Source organism: Mesorhizobium sp. B1-1-6 (genome assembly GCF_006443035.1).
In the GTDB taxonomy this organism is placed as follows: domain Bacteria; phylum Pseudomonadota; class Alphaproteobacteria; order Rhizobiales; family Rhizobiaceae; genus Mesorhizobium.
The window spans coordinates 615,805-631,322 of sequence record NZ_VFWR01000001.1 but is presented as its reverse complement, the minus strand read 5'-3'; the positions used below and the strand labels follow the sequence as shown (position 1 = coordinate 631,322).

The following is a 15,518-nucleotide window of genomic DNA, read 5'->3' as shown; positions in this document are numbered from 1 at the left end:
CCATCCAACTCACTGATATCAGAGAAGAACCCATGAAATCGCATGCAAAGGTCGTGGTCATTGGCGGCGGGGTTGTCGGGTGTTCCGTGCTGTTCCATCTCGCCCGCCATAGCTGGACCGACGTCGTGCTTCTGGAGCGAGACGAGCTGACTTCAGGCTCGACGTGGCACGCGGCCGGCGGCATGCACACGATCAATGGCGATCCCAACGTCGCCAAGCTGCAGAAATACACGATCAACCTCTACAAGGAGATCGAGGAGCTTTCCGGCCAGGCGACCGGCGTGCATCTGACCGGCGGCGTGCTGCTGGCGGCGACCGAGGCACGGCTCGACTGGCTGCGTGGCGTCGTCGCCAAGGGTCGCTATCTCGGCATCGATCTCGAAGAAATCTCGCCGAAAGAAGCGGCCGAACTGATGCCTCTGCTCGACCCCAAGCAGTTCGTCGGCGCTGTCCGCAACAAGGAGGACGGCCATCTCGATCCCTCCGGCGTCACCCATGCCTATGCCAAGGCTGCGCGTAAGCTGGGCGCCGAGGTCGAGCGCTTCACCAAGGTCGAGGACATCGTGCGGCGTCCCGACGGGCTGTGGCGCGTCATCACCAACAAGGGCGAGGTCGTGGCCGAGCATGTCGTCAACGCCGGTGGCCTTTGGGCGCGCGAGGTCGGCCGCATGGTCGGGCTCGAACTGCCGGTGCTGGCCATGGAGCACATGTACCTGATCACCGAGGACATGCCGGAGGTCGCCGCCTGGAACGCCAAGACCGGCACCGAGATCATCCACGCCGTCGATTTCGACGGCGAGCTCTATCTGCGCCAGGAGCGCGGCGGCATGCTGATGGGCACCTATGAGAAGGCCAACAAGGCATGGTCCGAGCACCAGACGCCGTGGAATTTCGGCCATGAATTGCTGGAGCCGGACATCGACCGCATCGCGCCGTCGCTGGAAGTCGGCTTCCGGCATTTCCCGGCCTTTCAGAACACCGGCATCAAGCAGATCATCAACGGACCCTTCACCTTCGCGCCTGACGGCAACCCGCTGGTCGGGCCGGTGCGCGGTTTGCCGGGCTTCTGGGTGGCCTGCGGCGTCATGGCCGGTTTCAGCCAGGGCGGCGGCGTTGGGCTCGCGCTGTCCAACTGGATGATCGAGGGCGATCCCGGCGCCGACATCTGGGCCATGGACGTGTCGCGCTATGGCGACTGGGCGACGATGGCCTACACCAACGCTAAGGTGCGCGAGAACTATTCCAGGCGCTTTTCGATACGCTTCCCCAATGAGGAATTGCCCGCCGGACGGCCGCTGAAGACCACGCCGGTCTATGACCTGCTGTCGGCCAAGGGCGCGCAATGGGGCGTGTCCTATGGGCTGGAAGTCCCGCTCTGGTACGCGCCCGAAGGCGTCAAGGACGAGTTCTCGTGGCGTCGCTCGAGCGATTTCGCGCATGTCGGCAGGGAGGTTGCAAACGTTCGCGGGGGCGTCGGCCTCGCCGAGATTTCGAATTTCGCCAAATACGGCGTGACAGGCGAGGGTGCTGCCGCATGGCTCGACCGGCTGCTCGCCTGCAAGCTGCCGAGGCCAGGCCGCATGACGCTGGCGCCTATGCTGAAGGAGGACGGCAAGCTCATCGGCGATTTCACGCTGGCCAATCTCGGCGGCGAGGAGTGGTTCATCGCCGGTTCCGGCATTGCCGAGCAGTACCATATGCGCTGGTTCGAAGAGCATCTGCCCGCTGATGGTTCTGTCCGCATCGAGGCTTCGGGCGCGAAACTCACCGGCCTTGCCGTCGCCGGGCCGAAGGCGCGGGACGTGCTGGCCAAGGTCACGCGGACGGATGTCTCGAACGCCGCCTTTCCCTTCATGGCCATCGGCAAGATGGATATCGGCATGGCGCCGTGCCTGGTAGGCCGCGTCAGCTACACCGGTGATCTCGGCTATGAAATCTGGGTGGCGCCGGAATATCAGCGCGCGGCGTTCCAGGCGCTGATGGCGGCGGGCGAGGAGTTTGGCATTGGTCTGTTCGGCTCCCGTGCGCTGAACGCACTGCGGCTGGAAAAGAACTATGGCTCGTGGGCGCGCGAATACCGGCCGATCTACGGACCGCTGGAGGCAGGGCTCGATCGCTTTGTCGCCTATGGCAAGGAAGCCGATTTCATAGGCAAGACCGGGGCGTTGGCAGAGCGCAGGCAGGGCGGCAAGCTCAGGCTGCGCGCCTTCATCGTCGAGGCTGCCGACGCCGATGTCATCGCCGACGAGCCGATCTGGTTCGGCGGCACGGTGCGTGGCTGGGTGACGTCAGGCGGCTATGCGCATCATTCAAGGAAATCGGTGGCCATGGGCTACGTGCCGAAGGAGATCGCCGAGGAGAGCGAAGGCTTCGAGATCGAAATCCTCGGCAAGCGCCACGCCGCACGCATGCAGCCGGTGCCGCTGTTCGACGCCAATTTGGAGCGGATGCGGGCGTGAACAATCCGCATCCGGCTCGCATCAGGCAGCGCGGCGATTGTCGAGCGCAAAGGCGCCAGGACCGGCGAAGAACAGATAGAGGAAGATGAAGCAGAACGAGATCGCCAAATCGCCGCCATTGTTGACCGGGAAGAAGCCGCGCGGCATGTGCGCCATGAAATAGGCGATCGCCATCTCGCCCGCCAGAAGGAAGGCGACTGGGCGGGTAAACAGCCCCAGCGCGAGCAGGATGCCGCCGGCGAACTCGAGAATGCCGGCTGTCAGCGTCAACCCGCTGAGGGCGTGGGGTTCGGCGCTTGCCGGGAAATTGAACAGCTTCTGGCTGCCATGCTCGATGAATTGCAGCGCGGTTATGATGCGCAGAACGCCGAGCGCCTGTGGCTGGTATCGGGCCAAGCCTTCAAAAAGCGCCATCTGAAACTCCGTTTTCACCCCCCAGGTCCGGCCTAGATTATCGCCCCGAGATGGACCATTCACTTCCCGCTACCGGACATCAACAATCGGTGATGCGAGATGTTCCGCAACGCGTCGATATTTTCTCCCTAAGGTTGCATTATTATCCCTCTGGTTGTATCGATCTGTAGATAGTTGAAATCGTTTGGGGGTCTCTCGCTATGAAAAAAGTCGTCATCAGCTTTTTCGCAATCCTTGCCGGTACCAGCTTCGCGATGGCCGAGGATGCCGGCTGCGAGGCTTTCAAATGGCCGGTAACGCGCGAGCAGGCGCTGTTCGCCGCGCCTCCTTCTGCTGCGTCGGGGACGACGCTGGCGGTCGGCGCTGCCGCCGATCTGGTTCTGGTGCCGGCCGAGACAGCGGAATTCGCCCTCCCGCCGGAACGTGCCCCGGCGCCTGGCACGTTCGGCGCTGTCGCCAGCATGGTTGTGCCGCCGGAAGGGGGCATCCAGATAAGCCTGTCGGGCGAAGCCTGGATCGATGTCATTCAAGACGGCCATACCGTGAAATTGGCCGGCTACAGCGGGGTCAAGACCTGTCCGGACATTCGCAAAAGCGTTCGGTTCAAGCTTGCGCCCGGCCCGGCCACCGTCCAGTTCAGCGGTGCAAAAAAGGCAGGCCTGAAAGTCGCGGTGCTGACGCCGGAATAGCTCGGCGCCAAGCGAGGACACGGCCCTCAATCTTACGATCAAAGGCCGTCCTCCTGTGCGACGTTGAGCCCCTTACCGTCCGGGCGCCATCAAGGCGAAATGGGCGCCTTGCGGATCCTGGCACTGCACGATCCAGCTGCCGCCGGGGACCTCCATCGGGCCCATTAGGATCTTGCCGCCATTGTCGGTCACCTGTTTTGCCGCCGCGTCGATGGCGGTTACGTTGAAATAGAACTGCCAGACCGGCACCGGGATCTGTTCGGGTTTGTTCATGATGCCGCCACCGGATTCGGGGCCGGCCGCGAAGGTTTGATAGGTTCCCATCGGCCCCATGTCGAAATCGCCGGCATTGGTCCATCCGAACTGGCTGGAATAGAAGTCGAACGCGGCCTTCCAGTCGGTTGTGTAAAGCTCGTGCCAGCCGATATGGCCCGGCGTGCTGGCCGGCACGACCGGCTGGTCGGGCCCGTTCGGCTGCAGGAACATGAAGGTCGCGCCTTGCGGATCGGCGACGACGGCGAAGCGGCCGACGCCCGGAATGTCGTCGGGCTGGCGATGAACGGCGCCGCCGGCCTTCTGCAGCGACGCCGCGGCAGCATCGACATCCCTGGTGTGGATGTAGCCAAGCCAGGCGGGAGGCATGCCCATCTTGGCGGCATCCTCAGGCATCGTCATCAGCCCGCCGACGCCACGCTCGCCGACATTCATGACGATGTAGCGCGGCATGCCGGGAGCCTTGTCGAAGGCTTGCGCGGTCCAGCCGACCACCTTGGTATAGAACGCCTCGGCGGCGTCGAGGTCTGATGTCATCAATTCGTACCAGAAGAAGGGCATTGGGGATTTCGGCATCGTCGGTCTCCTCACCTTTTGCGTCGATCGTCCTTCGATCCATCATAGGACGATCCTCGAGACGGAAATCCGACAGCGGAGGAAAAATTGCGGCTCGACAGGCATGCCATGATTACGGCCTGCCGCTTAGCGGACCGTCCTTCCTCGAAGGTTCGACATTCGCGCATTACGATATTAAACGTGAACTAAATTATCATGTTTTATTCGAGCCTTTTCAGAGGCTTATGTAGAAAATTGACCAATTGATAAAAAAATAAAACGTGCTAGCCTTCCCTAAAACGAAAACAAGGGGAACTGACGATGGCAGAAGGCCAGTTCAGGGAAGGCATTGCAGGCGGCCGGCTGCCTGCCGATCAGTATGCGGACAATTTTTCCGACCTGCATCCGCCGCTCGACCACCACGAGGCGCTGGTCGAAGCCGACCGCTGCTATTTCTGCTACGACGCGCCGTGCATGAACGCATGCCCGACCTCGATCGACATTCCACTGTTCATCCGCCAGATCTCCACGGGCAATCCGATCGGCTCGGCCAAGACCATTTTCGACCAGAACATTCTGGGCGGCATGTGCGCCCGCGTGTGCCCGACCGAAACGCTGTGCGAGGAGGTCTGCGTGCGCGAAGTGGCGGAAGGCAAGCCGGTGCAGATCGGTCGGCTGCAGCGCTATGCCACCGATATCGCGATGAGCGAGAACAGGCAATTTTATCCACGTGCCGCACCGACAGGCAAGGCGGTCGCCGTGGTGGGCGCCGGGCCGGCCGGCCTTGCCGCCGCACATCGGCTCGCCCGCCATGGCCACGACGTCACAATCCTGGAAGCGCGCGCGAAGGCGGGCGGGCTCAACGAATACGGCATCGCCGCTTATAAGAGCGTCGACAATTTCGCCCAAGCCGAGGTCGAGTACGTCACCTCGATTGGCGGGATTGATATCCAGAACGGTAAGGCGCTCGGCCGCGACTATCAGCTCTCCGACCTGATCCGCAATTATGACGCGGTGTTTCTGGGCATGGGGCTCGGCGGCGTCAATGCGCTGCGCGCCGATGGCGAGGCCGCCGTGGGCGTCACCAACGCCGTCGAGTTCATCTCCGAGCTGCGCCAAGCCAGCGATCTCTCCGGCCTGCCGGTCGGCCGCCGCGTCGTCGTCATCGGCGGCGGCATGACGGCGATCGATGCCGCGGTGCAGTCGAAGCTGCTTGGCGCCGAGGAGGTGACGATCTGCTACCGGCGCGGCCAGGAACATATGAATGCTTCCGAATTCGAGCAGGACCTGGCGGCCGCCAACGGCGTCGTCATCCGACACTGGCTACAGCCGAAGCGGGTGATTGCCGAAGGCGGCAAGGTCAATGCCATCGAGCTTGAATACACCGCCATGAACGGCGACAGTCTTGCCGGCACCGGCGAGACGCTGACCCTCGTTGCCGACCAGGTGTTCAAGGCGATCGGACAGAGTTTCGTCCCCGCTGCGCTCAACGGCAGCGGTGCTGCGATCGAGCTCGAGGCCGGGCGCATCAAGGTCGATGCGGAAGGGCGCACCTCGCTGGCCAAGGTCTGGGCCGGCGGCGACTGCATATTCGGTGGCGACGACCTGACCGTCTCGGCCGTGGCGCAAGGGCGTGATGCGGCGGAATCCATTCACCGGGCACTGACCTCGAACGGGAGGGCATGAGCATGGCAGATATCAGGAATAATTTCGTCGGCATCAAATCGCCCAATCCGTTCTGGCTGGCCTCGGCGCCGCCGACCGACAAGGCCTACAATGTCGTGCGCGCCTTCAAGGCCGGTTGGGGCGGTGTCGTCTGGAAGACGCTGGGCGAAGAGGGCCCGCCGGTGGTCAACGTCAATGGCCCACGCTACGGCGCGATCTGGGGCGCCGACCGCCGTCTGCTCGGCCTCAACAACATCGAGCTGATCACCGACCGCGACTTGCAGACCAATCTGCGTGAGATGAAGCAGGTCAAGATGGAGTGGCCCGACCGGGCGCTGATCGCCTCGATCATGGTGCCTTGCGTCGAGGAAAGCTGGAAGGCGATCCTGCCGCTTGTCGAGGAAACCGGCGCCGACGGCATCGAGCTCAATTTCGGCTGCCCGCACGGCATGTCGGAGCGCGGCATGGGCGCCGCCGTCGGCCAGGTGCCGGAATATATCGAAATGGTTGTGCGCTGGTGCAAGCAGTACACGCGCATGCCCGTCATCACCAAGCTGACGCCCAACGTCACCGATATCCGCAAGCCGGCGCGAGCAGCACATGCCGGCGGCACCGACGCGGTGTCGCTGATCAACACCATCAACTCGATCACCGGCGTCGATCTCGACAGCTTCGCGCCGATGCCGACCATCGACGGCAAGGGCTCGCATGGCGGTTATTGCGGCCCTGCGGTGAAGCCGATCGCCATGAACATGGTGGCCGAGATCGCGCGCGACCCCGAAACGCAGGGGCTGCCGATCTCCGGCATTGGCGGTATCACCACCTGGCGCGACGCTGCCGAGTTCATGGCGCTCGGCGCCGGAAACGTGCAGGTGTGCACGGCCGCGATGACCTACGGTTTCAAGATCGTGCAGGAGATGATCGCCGGTCTCGAAAACTGGATGGACGAGAAGGGCCATCGCTCGCTCGACGACATCATCGGCCGTGCCACGCCCAATGTCACGGACTGGCAGTATCTCAACCTCAACTATGTCGCCAAGGCGCATATCGACCAGGATGCCTGCATCAAATGCGGCCGCTGCCACATCGCCTGCGAGGACACCTCGCATCAGGCGATCACCAGCATGGTCGACGGCGTCAGGCATTTCGAGGTGATCGAGGCCGAATGCGTCGGCTGCAATCTTTGCGTCAATGTCTGCCCGGTTGACAACTGCATCACCATGGAGCCGCTGGCCGCCGGGGTGATGGACCAGCGCACCGGCATGCCTGTGTCGCCGGTCTACGCCAACTGGACCACGCACCCGAACAACCCAATGGCCAAGGTGGCGGCGGAGTAGGGCGGAACAATCAAGGAAAAAGCGGCGTCCTCGGGCGCCGTTTTCATTTTGCTATTGCAGATACAAAATATCCAGGATATAAGTTATCCATGTATTGGAGATTGGTATCATGAAACTCGGCGATGGCGTCGAAGCGGCCATCCACTGCGCGGCGACGCTGGCTGGCGTCGATGGCGACAGCACCATGCCAGGTGCGGCCCTGGCGGAGGCGTTTGGCCTGTCGCCGAGCTATCTCCTGAAACATCTCAACATGCTCACCGCTGCGCGCATCCTGGAATCCGTTCCTGGGCCGGCGGGCGGCTACCGGTTGGCGAAACCGGCCGAACGCATCACGCTGCTGGACATCGTGCTGGCGGTCGAAGGGCGCGAGCCGGCTTTCCGATGCGGCGAAATCCGCCAGCGCGGCCCGACGAAACTCGATGCATCGGCCTATGTCAGGCCGTGCGGCATCAATGCTGCGATGCTGAAGGCGGAGCGCGCCTATCGCGCGGCGCTGGCCGAGGTCAGGCTGTCCGACATCGTGGCGGACTTCATGAAAGGCGCCGATCCGCGGTCGGTCGCGGCAAGCTGCGCTTTCACCGAGCGCCACCAGCGGCAGCAGAAATCCAGTTCAACCAAGCAAGTATGAAAGGAAAGATGATGAGACAGAGGCTCCAGTTCTTCGCCAAGGCGCCCGAGATCATGAAAGCGGTATCGGCGCTCAACAAGGCGGTCGACGAATGCGGGCTCGAGGAAAGCCTGCTGCACCTGATCAAGCTCAGGGCCTCACAGATCAATGGCTGCTCCTTCTGTGTCGAGATGCACAGCCGCGAGGCGAGGCGCGACGGCGAGACCGAACAGCGGCTTTATCTGGTTTCAGCCTGGAAGGAATCGCCGCTGTTTTCGGAGCGTGAGCGCGCCGCTTTGGCCTGGACCGAGGCCGTGACGCTGATCGCCAACAATGGTGTTTCGGACGAACTCTATGCCCGCACGCTGGAACATTTCTCGGAAGAGGAGTTGGTCAAGCTCTCCGTGGCGCTGGGCATGATCAATACCTGGAACCGGCTTTGCATTCCGTTCCACGCCATTCATCCGATGCCTGCCGCCAAGGCCGCCTGATTGTTCGATCACGATCGGAGCGCCGCCAAGGGAGGCGGCGCTCCCATTATTTCAAAGGGAGAGCGTTTGATGCTTGCCGATTTACCCGCCGCCTTGTTGGTTCTCGGCCGGCTGTTGCTTGGCGGCGGGTTTGTCTTCGCCGGCTTGCGCAACATCCAGAACGCGGGCTTCTTGACGGGGCTGATGGTCGCGCGCGGTGTGCCGCAGGCGCGGCTGGCACTTTGGGCCGGCATCGTGTTGCAGATCGTCGCCGGCGTGCTGGTGGTGACGGGCTTCTGGACCGCCACTGCCTGTGCGGTGCTGGTGCTGTTCCTGATCGTCGCCACGCCGATGTTCCACAATTTCTAGGATCATCAGGGACAGGAGCGTGCGTCGCGTATCAATGGTTTTGTTGGCAATGTCGCGCTGAGCGGCGGCTTCCTGACACTGATCGCCCAGTCGCTTTGACGGTTGCAGCTAGGCCGCGAACCGCAAACCTCCATCGCAGGTCAGCACCTGGCCGGTCATGAAGCCGTTGGAGACGAGGAAGGCTATGGCCCAGGCGACGTCCTCGGCGCGGCCGATGCGGCCGACCGGTGTCTTGCCGGCATAGTCGGCAAAGATCGCCTGCCGCTGCTCGTCCGGCAGAAAGTCCCACCAGGGCGTGTCGATGACGCCGGGCGCCACGACGTTGACGCGCAGTGGCTTCAGCTCGACGGCCAGGATGGGTGCCACCGTCAGGAGCATGCCATTGACGGCGCCGATGCCGGCGACGCCCGGCGTGGCGAGCTGGGCGGATACCGCCGAGATGAAGGTGACCGATCCTGATTTGTCCAGCGTTGGCAAGGCCGCCTGCAAGCAGGATAATTGCGGCCGCACCTTTTCGTCGACGCCGCCAGCGATATCGGCAAGGTCGAGTGTTTCGAACGGGCCAAGGCCCTTGCCGCCGCTCGCCGCCAGAACGAGATGGTCGAACGGGCCGATGCGCTCGAAGAATTGGCGCACCTCGTCGGGCTTGGCGGCATCGAACGCCGCCTTGTCGACGGCGCCACCGAGACTTTTCCATGCGCTGACGAGCTTGTCCTGATTGCGTCCGGTGATGGTCACCTTCATGCCGGGGCCGAGCAGTTTGCGCGCGGTCGCCAGGCCGATCCCGGACGAGCCGCCGATGACGACTGTATGTTCGATCTTGCTGGTCATGAACGCTCTTCCCTCTTCACTGTAGCCTGCCCGACCAGGTCGAGGCTCAAGTCGCGCAATTGTTGTCTTGCTCTGGCGTCGTAAGCCTGGGCGTCGGCGCGGGATTCGCGCAGGCCGTCGAAATAGAGGCCGCTGCGCGCTTCGAGCGCGGGGGAGGTGGCGAGATTGACAATGGCCTCGGCGCCGGTCTCCACCGAGCTCCATGGCGTGACGCCTGCCTGGCGGACCATCGTGGTGTTCATGTAGCTCGCCGGGTGCAGGGCGTTCACAGTAACCCCGCTGCCCTTGAGCTGCTCGGCGAGATCGATGGTGAACAGGATCTGCGCCAGCTTGCTCTGGCAGTAGGCGCGCACGCTGCTGTAGCCATGGGTAAGCATGACGTCGCTAAAGTCGATGGCCTGCTGGCCCGCCGAGGCGACGTTGACGATACGCGCCGGCGCGCTGGCCTTCAGCAGGGGCAGCAATCCCTCCGTAAGCAGGAAGCCGGCGAGATAGTTGACGGCGAAGCGCAGTTCATAGCCGTCGGCGCTGACCTGCCTTTTGGCGTTTTGGCCAACCGTACCGACACCGGCATTGTTGATGAGGATGTCGAGCCGAGCGGTTTTTTCACGCACGGCCTCGGCGAGCCGGCGCACCTGGGCCAGCGAGGCGAGGTCGGCTGCGAAGAACTCGGCCTTGCCGCCGGCCACCTCGATGTCCGCGACCGCCGCCTTGCCGCGCGCTGCGTCGCGCCCGTGCACCAGCACCCGGGCGCCACCTGCGCCCAGCCGTTGCGCGACGACCCGGCCGACACCATCGGTCGAGCCGGTGATCAGGATTGTCTTGTCTTTCAGGTCCATGTTTGAGCCTCCATTCGTCGCTCCCGACAGAAGATGGGGCAGCGGGTGCGCGCCAAACAGTTCAAACTTTATCCTGGTATCGGTACTGCTATAATAGGGTCATGGATGCTCCTTCCCATTCCGCTGAAGACAGCCGCCGGCGCGAGCTCGGCGCCTTCCTGCGCTCGCGCCGCGAGAGGCTTTCGCCACAGGCCGCCGGCATTGCCTGCGGCGCGCGGCGGCGCACGCCGGGCCTGCGGCGCGAGGAGGTGGCGATGATCGCCGGTGTCGGCACCACCTGGTACACCTGGCTGGAACAAGGCAGGGATGTCAGGCCCTCGGTGGAGGTGCTGGCGGCGCTCTGCGAGGCGCTGCGCCTCGACGCTGTCGAGAAGCGGCATTTGTTCATCCTCGCCGGCCGCCAACAGCCGGAGCGTCGTGGGGCAACGCCCGAAAAGGTCGACGGGCCGTTGCTGCACATGCTGCAAAGTCTTGTGCTGCAACCCGCTTATGTGGTTGGCCGGCGCTGGGACGTGCTCGCCTGGAACCCGGCAGCCGTCGCGGTGTTCGGCGATTATGGCTTGCTGGAAGGCGACGCCCGCAACATCGTCCACATGGTGTTTACAAGCCCGCAGCACCGTCGCCTGCTCGTCGACTGGGAAGAGCTTGCTCGCGTGGTGCTCGCTTCGTTTCGCGCCGAAAGCGCCAAATATGTCGGTGATCCCGATTTCGACCGGCTGATCGCGCTGATGATGCGCTCGAGCCCCGAGTTCCGCGATTGGTGGCCCCGACGTGACGTAGCGCGAAAGCTGACGGGTCTGAAGCACGTCCGCCATCCGACGGCCGGCGCCATGGCCTTCGAGCATATGCGCCTGTCGATTGACGATGGATCCGACATGCGGCTGGTCGTCTACACGCCGCTGGCCGAGCAGAACTCGATCGCCAAGCTGCAGAGCTTGCTTGATGCACTGCCGGCCGAGCGGCGCAGCGCCTGAGCCTTCAGCGCAGGGTCAGGCCTTCGGCTTCAACCCGTCGAGAAATAATTGCTCCAGGAATCTCGCTGCGTCCTCGAAGCGGCCGTCGCCGCCGCGGTTCGGGCCGAGCACGGCGCGGACCTGGACGTCGAAATCGGCATAGTGCTGGGTCGTCGCCCATATCGAGAAGATCAGGTGCCAAGGATCCGTCCTGGCGATCTTGCCGGCGCGCATCCAGCCCTTGATGACGGTTGCCTTCTCGTCGACCAGCGTCTTCAGTTCGCCGGTCAGCAAGGGCATGATGCGTGGTGCGCCCTGCAGAATCTCGTTGGCGAACAGCCGGCTCTCGCGCGGAAAATCGCGCGCCATTTCAAGCTTGCGCCTGATGTAGCTCCTGAGCTCGGTCAGGGGATCGCCGATGTCGTCGAGTTCTCTGAGCGGCGCCAGCCATGTGTCGAGCAGGCGCTGCATCAGCGTCTCGTGAATGTCTTCCTTGCGGCGAAAGTAATAGAGCAGGTTGGGCTTCGACATCCCAGCGGCTTCGGCGATCTGGTCGATGGTCGAGCCGCGGAAGCCATTGGTGGAGAACACCTCGAGCGCGGCTTCGAGAATGAGTTCGCGCTTCTCCTGCTGGATGCGGGTGCGGCGAGGGGCTTCCGTGCTGGTGTTCACCGTTGCGCGCCCTCGTGTTGAAAGCGGTCTGGCCCAATTCTCTGGACCAGTTTTTCCCCGGCCTGTGGAACGCACTTCAGGAGCCGCATTTCCGCTAGTAATCCCTTGACCGCCGACAGGGCGGTGCTAACGTTTGTCCAATCGGTCAAAAATTTGCGTAGCACGAAAGCGCGGCAAAGACCAAGCGTTGGACGTACCGAAACAGGTTACAAGGGGAAGTCTTGGTCATGTCCAACCGGCTGAAAGTCACGCCGAACGATCTCAGTGCATTCTGGATGCCGTTCACGGCAAACCGGCAGTTCAAGCAGGCGCCGCGCATGTTCGTGTCCGCCAAGGACATGCACTACACGACCAGCGACGGCCGCAAGGTGCTGGACGGCACCGCCGGCCTCTGGTGCGTCAATGCCGGCCATTGCCGGCCCAAGATCACCGAGGCGATCCAGCAGCAGGCCGCCGAGCTCGACTACGCTCCGGCCTTCCAGATGGGCCACCCGATCGTGTTCGAACTGGCCAACCGCCTGGTCGACGTCGCGCCGAAGGGCATGGATCACGTGTTCTTCACCAATTCCGGTTCGGAATCGGTCGAGACCGCATTGAAGATGGCGATCGCCTATCACCGCGTGAAGGGCGAGGGCTCGCGCACCCGTCTGATCGGACGCGAGCGCGGCTATCACGGCGTCAATTTCGGGGGCATCTCGGTCGGCGGCATCGTCACCAACCGCAAGATGTTCGGCACGCTGCTCGGCGGCGTCGACCATATGCCGCACACCCACCTGCCGGAGAAGAACGCCTTCTCCAAGGGCGTGCCGGAACATGGCGCGGAGCTTGCCAACGAGCTGGAGCGCATCGTTGCGCTCCATGACGCCTCGACCATCGCGGCCGTCATCGTCGAGCCGGTCGCTGGCTCCACCGGCGTCATCCTGCCACCCAAGGGCTATTTGCAGAAGCTGCGCGAAATCTGCACCAAGCACGGCATTCTGTTGATCTTCGACGAGGTCATCACCGGTTTCGGCCGTCTTGGCGCGCCGTTCGCGGCCGATTATTTCGGCGTCACGCCTGATATCATGACCACCGCCAAGGGCGTCTCCAACGGCGTCATCCCGATGGGCGCGGTGTTCGTGAAGAAGGAAATCCACGACGCCTTCATGACCGGCCCCGAGCACATGATCGAGTTCTTCCACGGCTACACCTATTCCGGCAATCCGATCGCCTGCGCCGCGGCGCTCGGCACGCTCGACACCTACAAGGAAGAGGGCCTGCTCACACGCGGCGAGGAACTGGCGCCCTATTGGGAAGACGCGCTGCATTCGCTGAAGGGCGAGCCGCATGTCATCGATATCAGGAACATCGGCCTGATCGGTGCGATCGAGCTGGCGCCGATCGCCGGGCAGCCGACCAAGCGTGCCTTCTCGGCCTTCGTCAAGGCGTTCGAGCGCGGCGCGCTGATCCGCACTACCGGCGACATCATCGCGCTGTCGCCGCCGCTGATCATCACCAAGGGCCAGATCAACGAACTGATCGATCATGTGCGTGAGGTACTGAGGTCGATCGATTGAAGAACTGGGCGCGGATATCCCTCCCCCTCGAGGGGAGGGTGGCCGCGAAGCGGTCGGGTGGGGTCGGTGCGACGGGGTGCCGACCTGATCTGTTGCCGCGAGGCTGCCGTTGATGCCCCGCACTCGCGTGAGCTACGAAATGCGCCAAAAGGCGCGCGCGCTTCGAGTTCACGCAACCAGGGGTGAATCCTTGCTCTGGTATGAACTGCGCGAGCTGAAATCGGCCGGCATCAAGTTTCGTCGTCAGTGTCCGATCGGGCCTTATATCGTTGACTTTGCCTGCCTCGCCGTGAAGCTGATCGTTGAAGTTGATGGCGATCTGCACGAACACGAGAAGGGCAAGCGGCATGATGCCGTTCGTGATGCCTTTCTGCGCTCGCTCGGCTTTGATGTCTTTCGCGTCGATGAGCCCGATGTCATAAACAACCCTTGGCATGTTGCGCAGGTGGTCAAAGGGAAGGTCGAGCGCATGTCCGGCGACCCCACCCGACCGCTTCGCGGCCACCCTCCCCTCAAGGGGGAGGGGAACGCCACGCAATTGGAGAGGTTTTGAATGGCCGCACCCGGCGAGAATCTGCGAATCAATTCAGACCGTTTGTGGGATTCCATCATGGAGATGGCGAAGATCGGCCCCGGCATTGCCGGTGGCAACAATCGCCAGACCGTGACCGACGAGGACGGCGAGGGCCGGCATCTGTTCAAGCGCTGGTGCGATGCCGCCGGGCTCGAAATGGGCATCGACGAGATGGGCACCATGTTTGCCAGGCGCGAAGGCGCCGACCCCAGCCTGCCGCCGGTCTATGTCGGCAGCCATCTCGACACGCAGCCGACCGGCGGCAAGTATGACGGCGTGCTCGGCGTGCTCGGCGGCTTGGAAGTCGTGCGCTCGCTCAATGATCTCGGCATCAAGACCAAACATCCGATCGTGGTCACGAACTGGACCAACGAGGAAGGCTCGCGCTTTGCCCCGGCGATGATGGCGTCCGGCGTATTCGCCGGTGTGCTCGACCAGGCCGACGTCTACGATCATACGGACAAGAACGGCAAGAAATTCGGCGAGGAACTGGAGCGCATCGGCTGGAAGGGCACGGAGAAGGTCGGCGATCGCAAGATCCACGCCTTTTTCGAACTGCATATCGAGCAAGGGCCTATCCTCGAGGACGAAGGCATCGACATCGGCGTCGTCACCCATGGACAGGGGCTGAAATGGCTGCAGGTGACGCTGACCGGCAAGGAGGCGCATACCGGCTCGACGCCGATGCCCAAGCGCCGCAATGCCGGGCTCGGCATGGCGCGCGTGATCGAACTGGTGCACGAGATTGCCATGGACTACCAGCCGGACGCCGTCGGCGCGGTCGGCCACATGGAAGTCTATCCGAACTCGCGCAACATCATCGCCGGGCGCACGGTCTTCACCATCGACATCCGCTCGCCGGAGAAGGAAGTGCTCGACGCCATGGATGGGCGCATCCGCGAAGGCATCGACACGATATGCGAGGCGCTCGACATCCAGTACAAGATCGAGCAGGTCGGCCATTTCGATCCGGTCACCTTTGACAAGGGCTGCGTCAAGGCGATCCGTGATGCCGCCGACCGGCTCGGCTACACGCACCGCAACATCGTCTCGGGCGCGGGCCACGACGCCTGCTGGATCAACCGCGTCGCGCCGACCGCCATGGTGATGTGCCCCTGCGTCGACGGTCTCAGCCACAACGAGGCCGAGGAGATCTCCAAGGAATGGGCGGCGGCAGGAGCCGACGTGCTGTTCCATGCCGTGGTGGAGACAGCGGTCATCGTGGAGTAAGCTGGAAAGCTGGATTTCCAAACGC

The 15,518-nt window shown here is 63.3% G+C and carries 15 protein-coding genes and 1 pseudogene; 11 read left to right on the top strand and 5 right to left on the bottom strand.

Features of this window, described 5'->3' with window-relative positions; genetic code table 11:
* The first annotated feature begins 32 nt into the window (after positions 1-32).
* The gene (locus FJ979_RS03245; RefSeq protein WP_140521242.1) at positions 33-2,459 is read left to right on the top strand and encodes an FAD-dependent oxidoreductase; all 2,427 of its coding nucleotides are present in this window, start codon (positions 33-35) and stop codon (positions 2,457-2,459) included.
* Between the two features lie 21 nt (positions 2,460-2,480).
* On the opposite strand, the gene FJ979_RS03240 is transcribed toward FJ979_RS03245, so the two are convergent.
* Positions 2,481-2,873 carry a DoxX family protein gene (locus tag FJ979_RS03240; protein WP_140495101.1) on the bottom strand — a complete coding sequence of 131 codons (393 nt, stop codon included), beginning with the start codon at positions 2,871-2,873 and terminating at the stop codon, positions 2,481-2,483.
* Between the two features lie 200 nt (positions 2,874-3,073).
* Between FJ979_RS03240 and FJ979_RS03235 the strand changes: the two genes are divergently transcribed.
* A complete protein-coding gene (locus FJ979_RS03235) occupies positions 3,074-3,562 on the top strand; it encodes a hypothetical protein (protein ID WP_140495103.1) in 489 nt (162 codons plus the stop codon).
* Positions 3,563-3,634: 72 nt separating this feature from the next.
* On the opposite strand, the gene FJ979_RS03230 is transcribed toward FJ979_RS03235, so the two are convergent.
* Entirely contained in the window at positions 3,635-4,411 is a 777-nt protein-coding gene (locus FJ979_RS03230) for a VOC family protein (RefSeq protein WP_140495105.1), read from the bottom strand.
* 300 nt (positions 4,412-4,711) lie between these two features.
* Here FJ979_RS03230 and FJ979_RS03225 point away from each other — a divergent pair, with 300 nt between their 5' ends.
* The 5 genes and pseudogenes from FJ979_RS03225 to FJ979_RS03205 all read left to right on the top strand — a co-directional run bounded on the left by FJ979_RS03225 (position 4,712) and on the right by FJ979_RS03205 (position 8,937).
* Entirely contained in the window at positions 4,712-6,076 is a 1,365-nt protein-coding gene (locus FJ979_RS03225; RefSeq protein ID WP_140495107.1) for an NAD(P)-dependent oxidoreductase, read from the top strand.
* A 2-nt stretch (positions 6,077-6,078) separates the two neighbouring features.
* A complete protein-coding gene (gene preA, locus FJ979_RS03220) occupies positions 6,079-7,392 on the top strand; it encodes an NAD-dependent dihydropyrimidine dehydrogenase subunit PreA (protein WP_140495109.1) in 1,314 nt (437 codons plus the stop codon).
* Between the two features lie 109 nt (positions 7,393-7,501).
* On the top strand, positions 7,502-8,020 hold the full coding sequence (locus FJ979_RS03215; protein WP_140557468.1) for an Rrf2 family transcriptional regulator: 519 nt from the start codon (positions 7,502-7,504) through the stop codon (positions 8,018-8,020).
* 11 nt (positions 8,021-8,031) lie between these two features.
* Positions 8,032-8,490 (top strand): carboxymuconolactone decarboxylase family protein, encoded by a 459-nt coding sequence (locus FJ979_RS03210; protein WP_140495113.1) that lies wholly within the window; start codon positions 8,032-8,034, stop codon positions 8,488-8,490.
* A 69-nt stretch (positions 8,491-8,559) separates the two neighbouring features.
* Positions 8,560-8,937, top strand: a pseudogene (locus tag FJ979_RS03205) (DoxX family protein).
* A 9-nt stretch (positions 8,938-8,946) separates the two neighbouring features.
* Here the strand turns inward: FJ979_RS03205 and FJ979_RS03200 are convergent.
* Together FJ979_RS03200 and FJ979_RS03195 are read right to left on the bottom strand one after the other, a co-directional pair.
* The gene (locus FJ979_RS03200) at positions 8,947-9,669 is read right to left on the bottom strand and encodes an SDR family oxidoreductase (RefSeq protein WP_140580032.1); all 723 of its coding nucleotides are present in this window, start codon (positions 9,667-9,669) and stop codon (positions 8,947-8,949) included.
* Positions 9,666-10,508 carry an SDR family NAD(P)-dependent oxidoreductase gene (locus tag FJ979_RS03195; RefSeq protein WP_140580031.1) on the bottom strand — a complete coding sequence of 281 codons (843 nt, stop codon included), beginning with the start codon at positions 10,506-10,508 and terminating at the stop codon, positions 9,666-9,668. The genes FJ979_RS03200 and FJ979_RS03195 overlap by 4 nt, the downstream gene beginning before the upstream one ends.
* Positions 10,509-10,609: 101 nt before the next feature.
* Between FJ979_RS03195 and FJ979_RS03190 the strand changes: the two genes are divergently transcribed.
* A complete protein-coding gene (locus FJ979_RS03190) occupies positions 10,610-11,482 on the top strand; it encodes a helix-turn-helix transcriptional regulator (protein ID WP_140580030.1) in 873 nt (290 codons plus the stop codon).
* A 15-nt stretch (positions 11,483-11,497) separates the two neighbouring features.
* On the opposite strand, the gene FJ979_RS03185 is transcribed toward FJ979_RS03190, so the two are convergent.
* On the bottom strand, positions 11,498-12,133 hold the full coding sequence (locus FJ979_RS03185; protein WP_140495120.1) for a TetR family transcriptional regulator C-terminal domain-containing protein: 636 nt from the start codon (positions 12,131-12,133) through the stop codon (positions 11,498-11,500).
* A 227-nt stretch (positions 12,134-12,360) separates the two neighbouring features.
* On the opposite strand from FJ979_RS03185, the gene FJ979_RS03180 reads away from it, so the two are divergent.
* From FJ979_RS03180 to FJ979_RS03170, 3 genes are all read left to right on the top strand, one after another.
* The gene (locus tag FJ979_RS03180) at positions 12,361-13,689 is read left to right on the top strand and encodes an aspartate aminotransferase family protein (RefSeq protein WP_140495122.1); all 1,329 of its coding nucleotides are present in this window, start codon (positions 12,361-12,363) and stop codon (positions 13,687-13,689) included.
* Positions 13,690-13,816: 127 nt separating this feature from the next.
* Positions 13,817-14,242, top strand: coding sequence for an endonuclease domain-containing protein (locus tag FJ979_RS03175; protein ID WP_246679270.1), 426 nt, complete (start codon positions 13,817-13,819; stop codon positions 14,240-14,242).
* Positions 14,243-15,493, top strand: coding sequence for a Zn-dependent hydrolase (locus FJ979_RS03170; RefSeq protein WP_140580028.1), 1,251 nt, complete (start codon positions 14,243-14,245; stop codon positions 15,491-15,493). It abuts the gene before it with no gap.
* Positions 15,494-15,518: the final 25 nt, after the last annotated feature.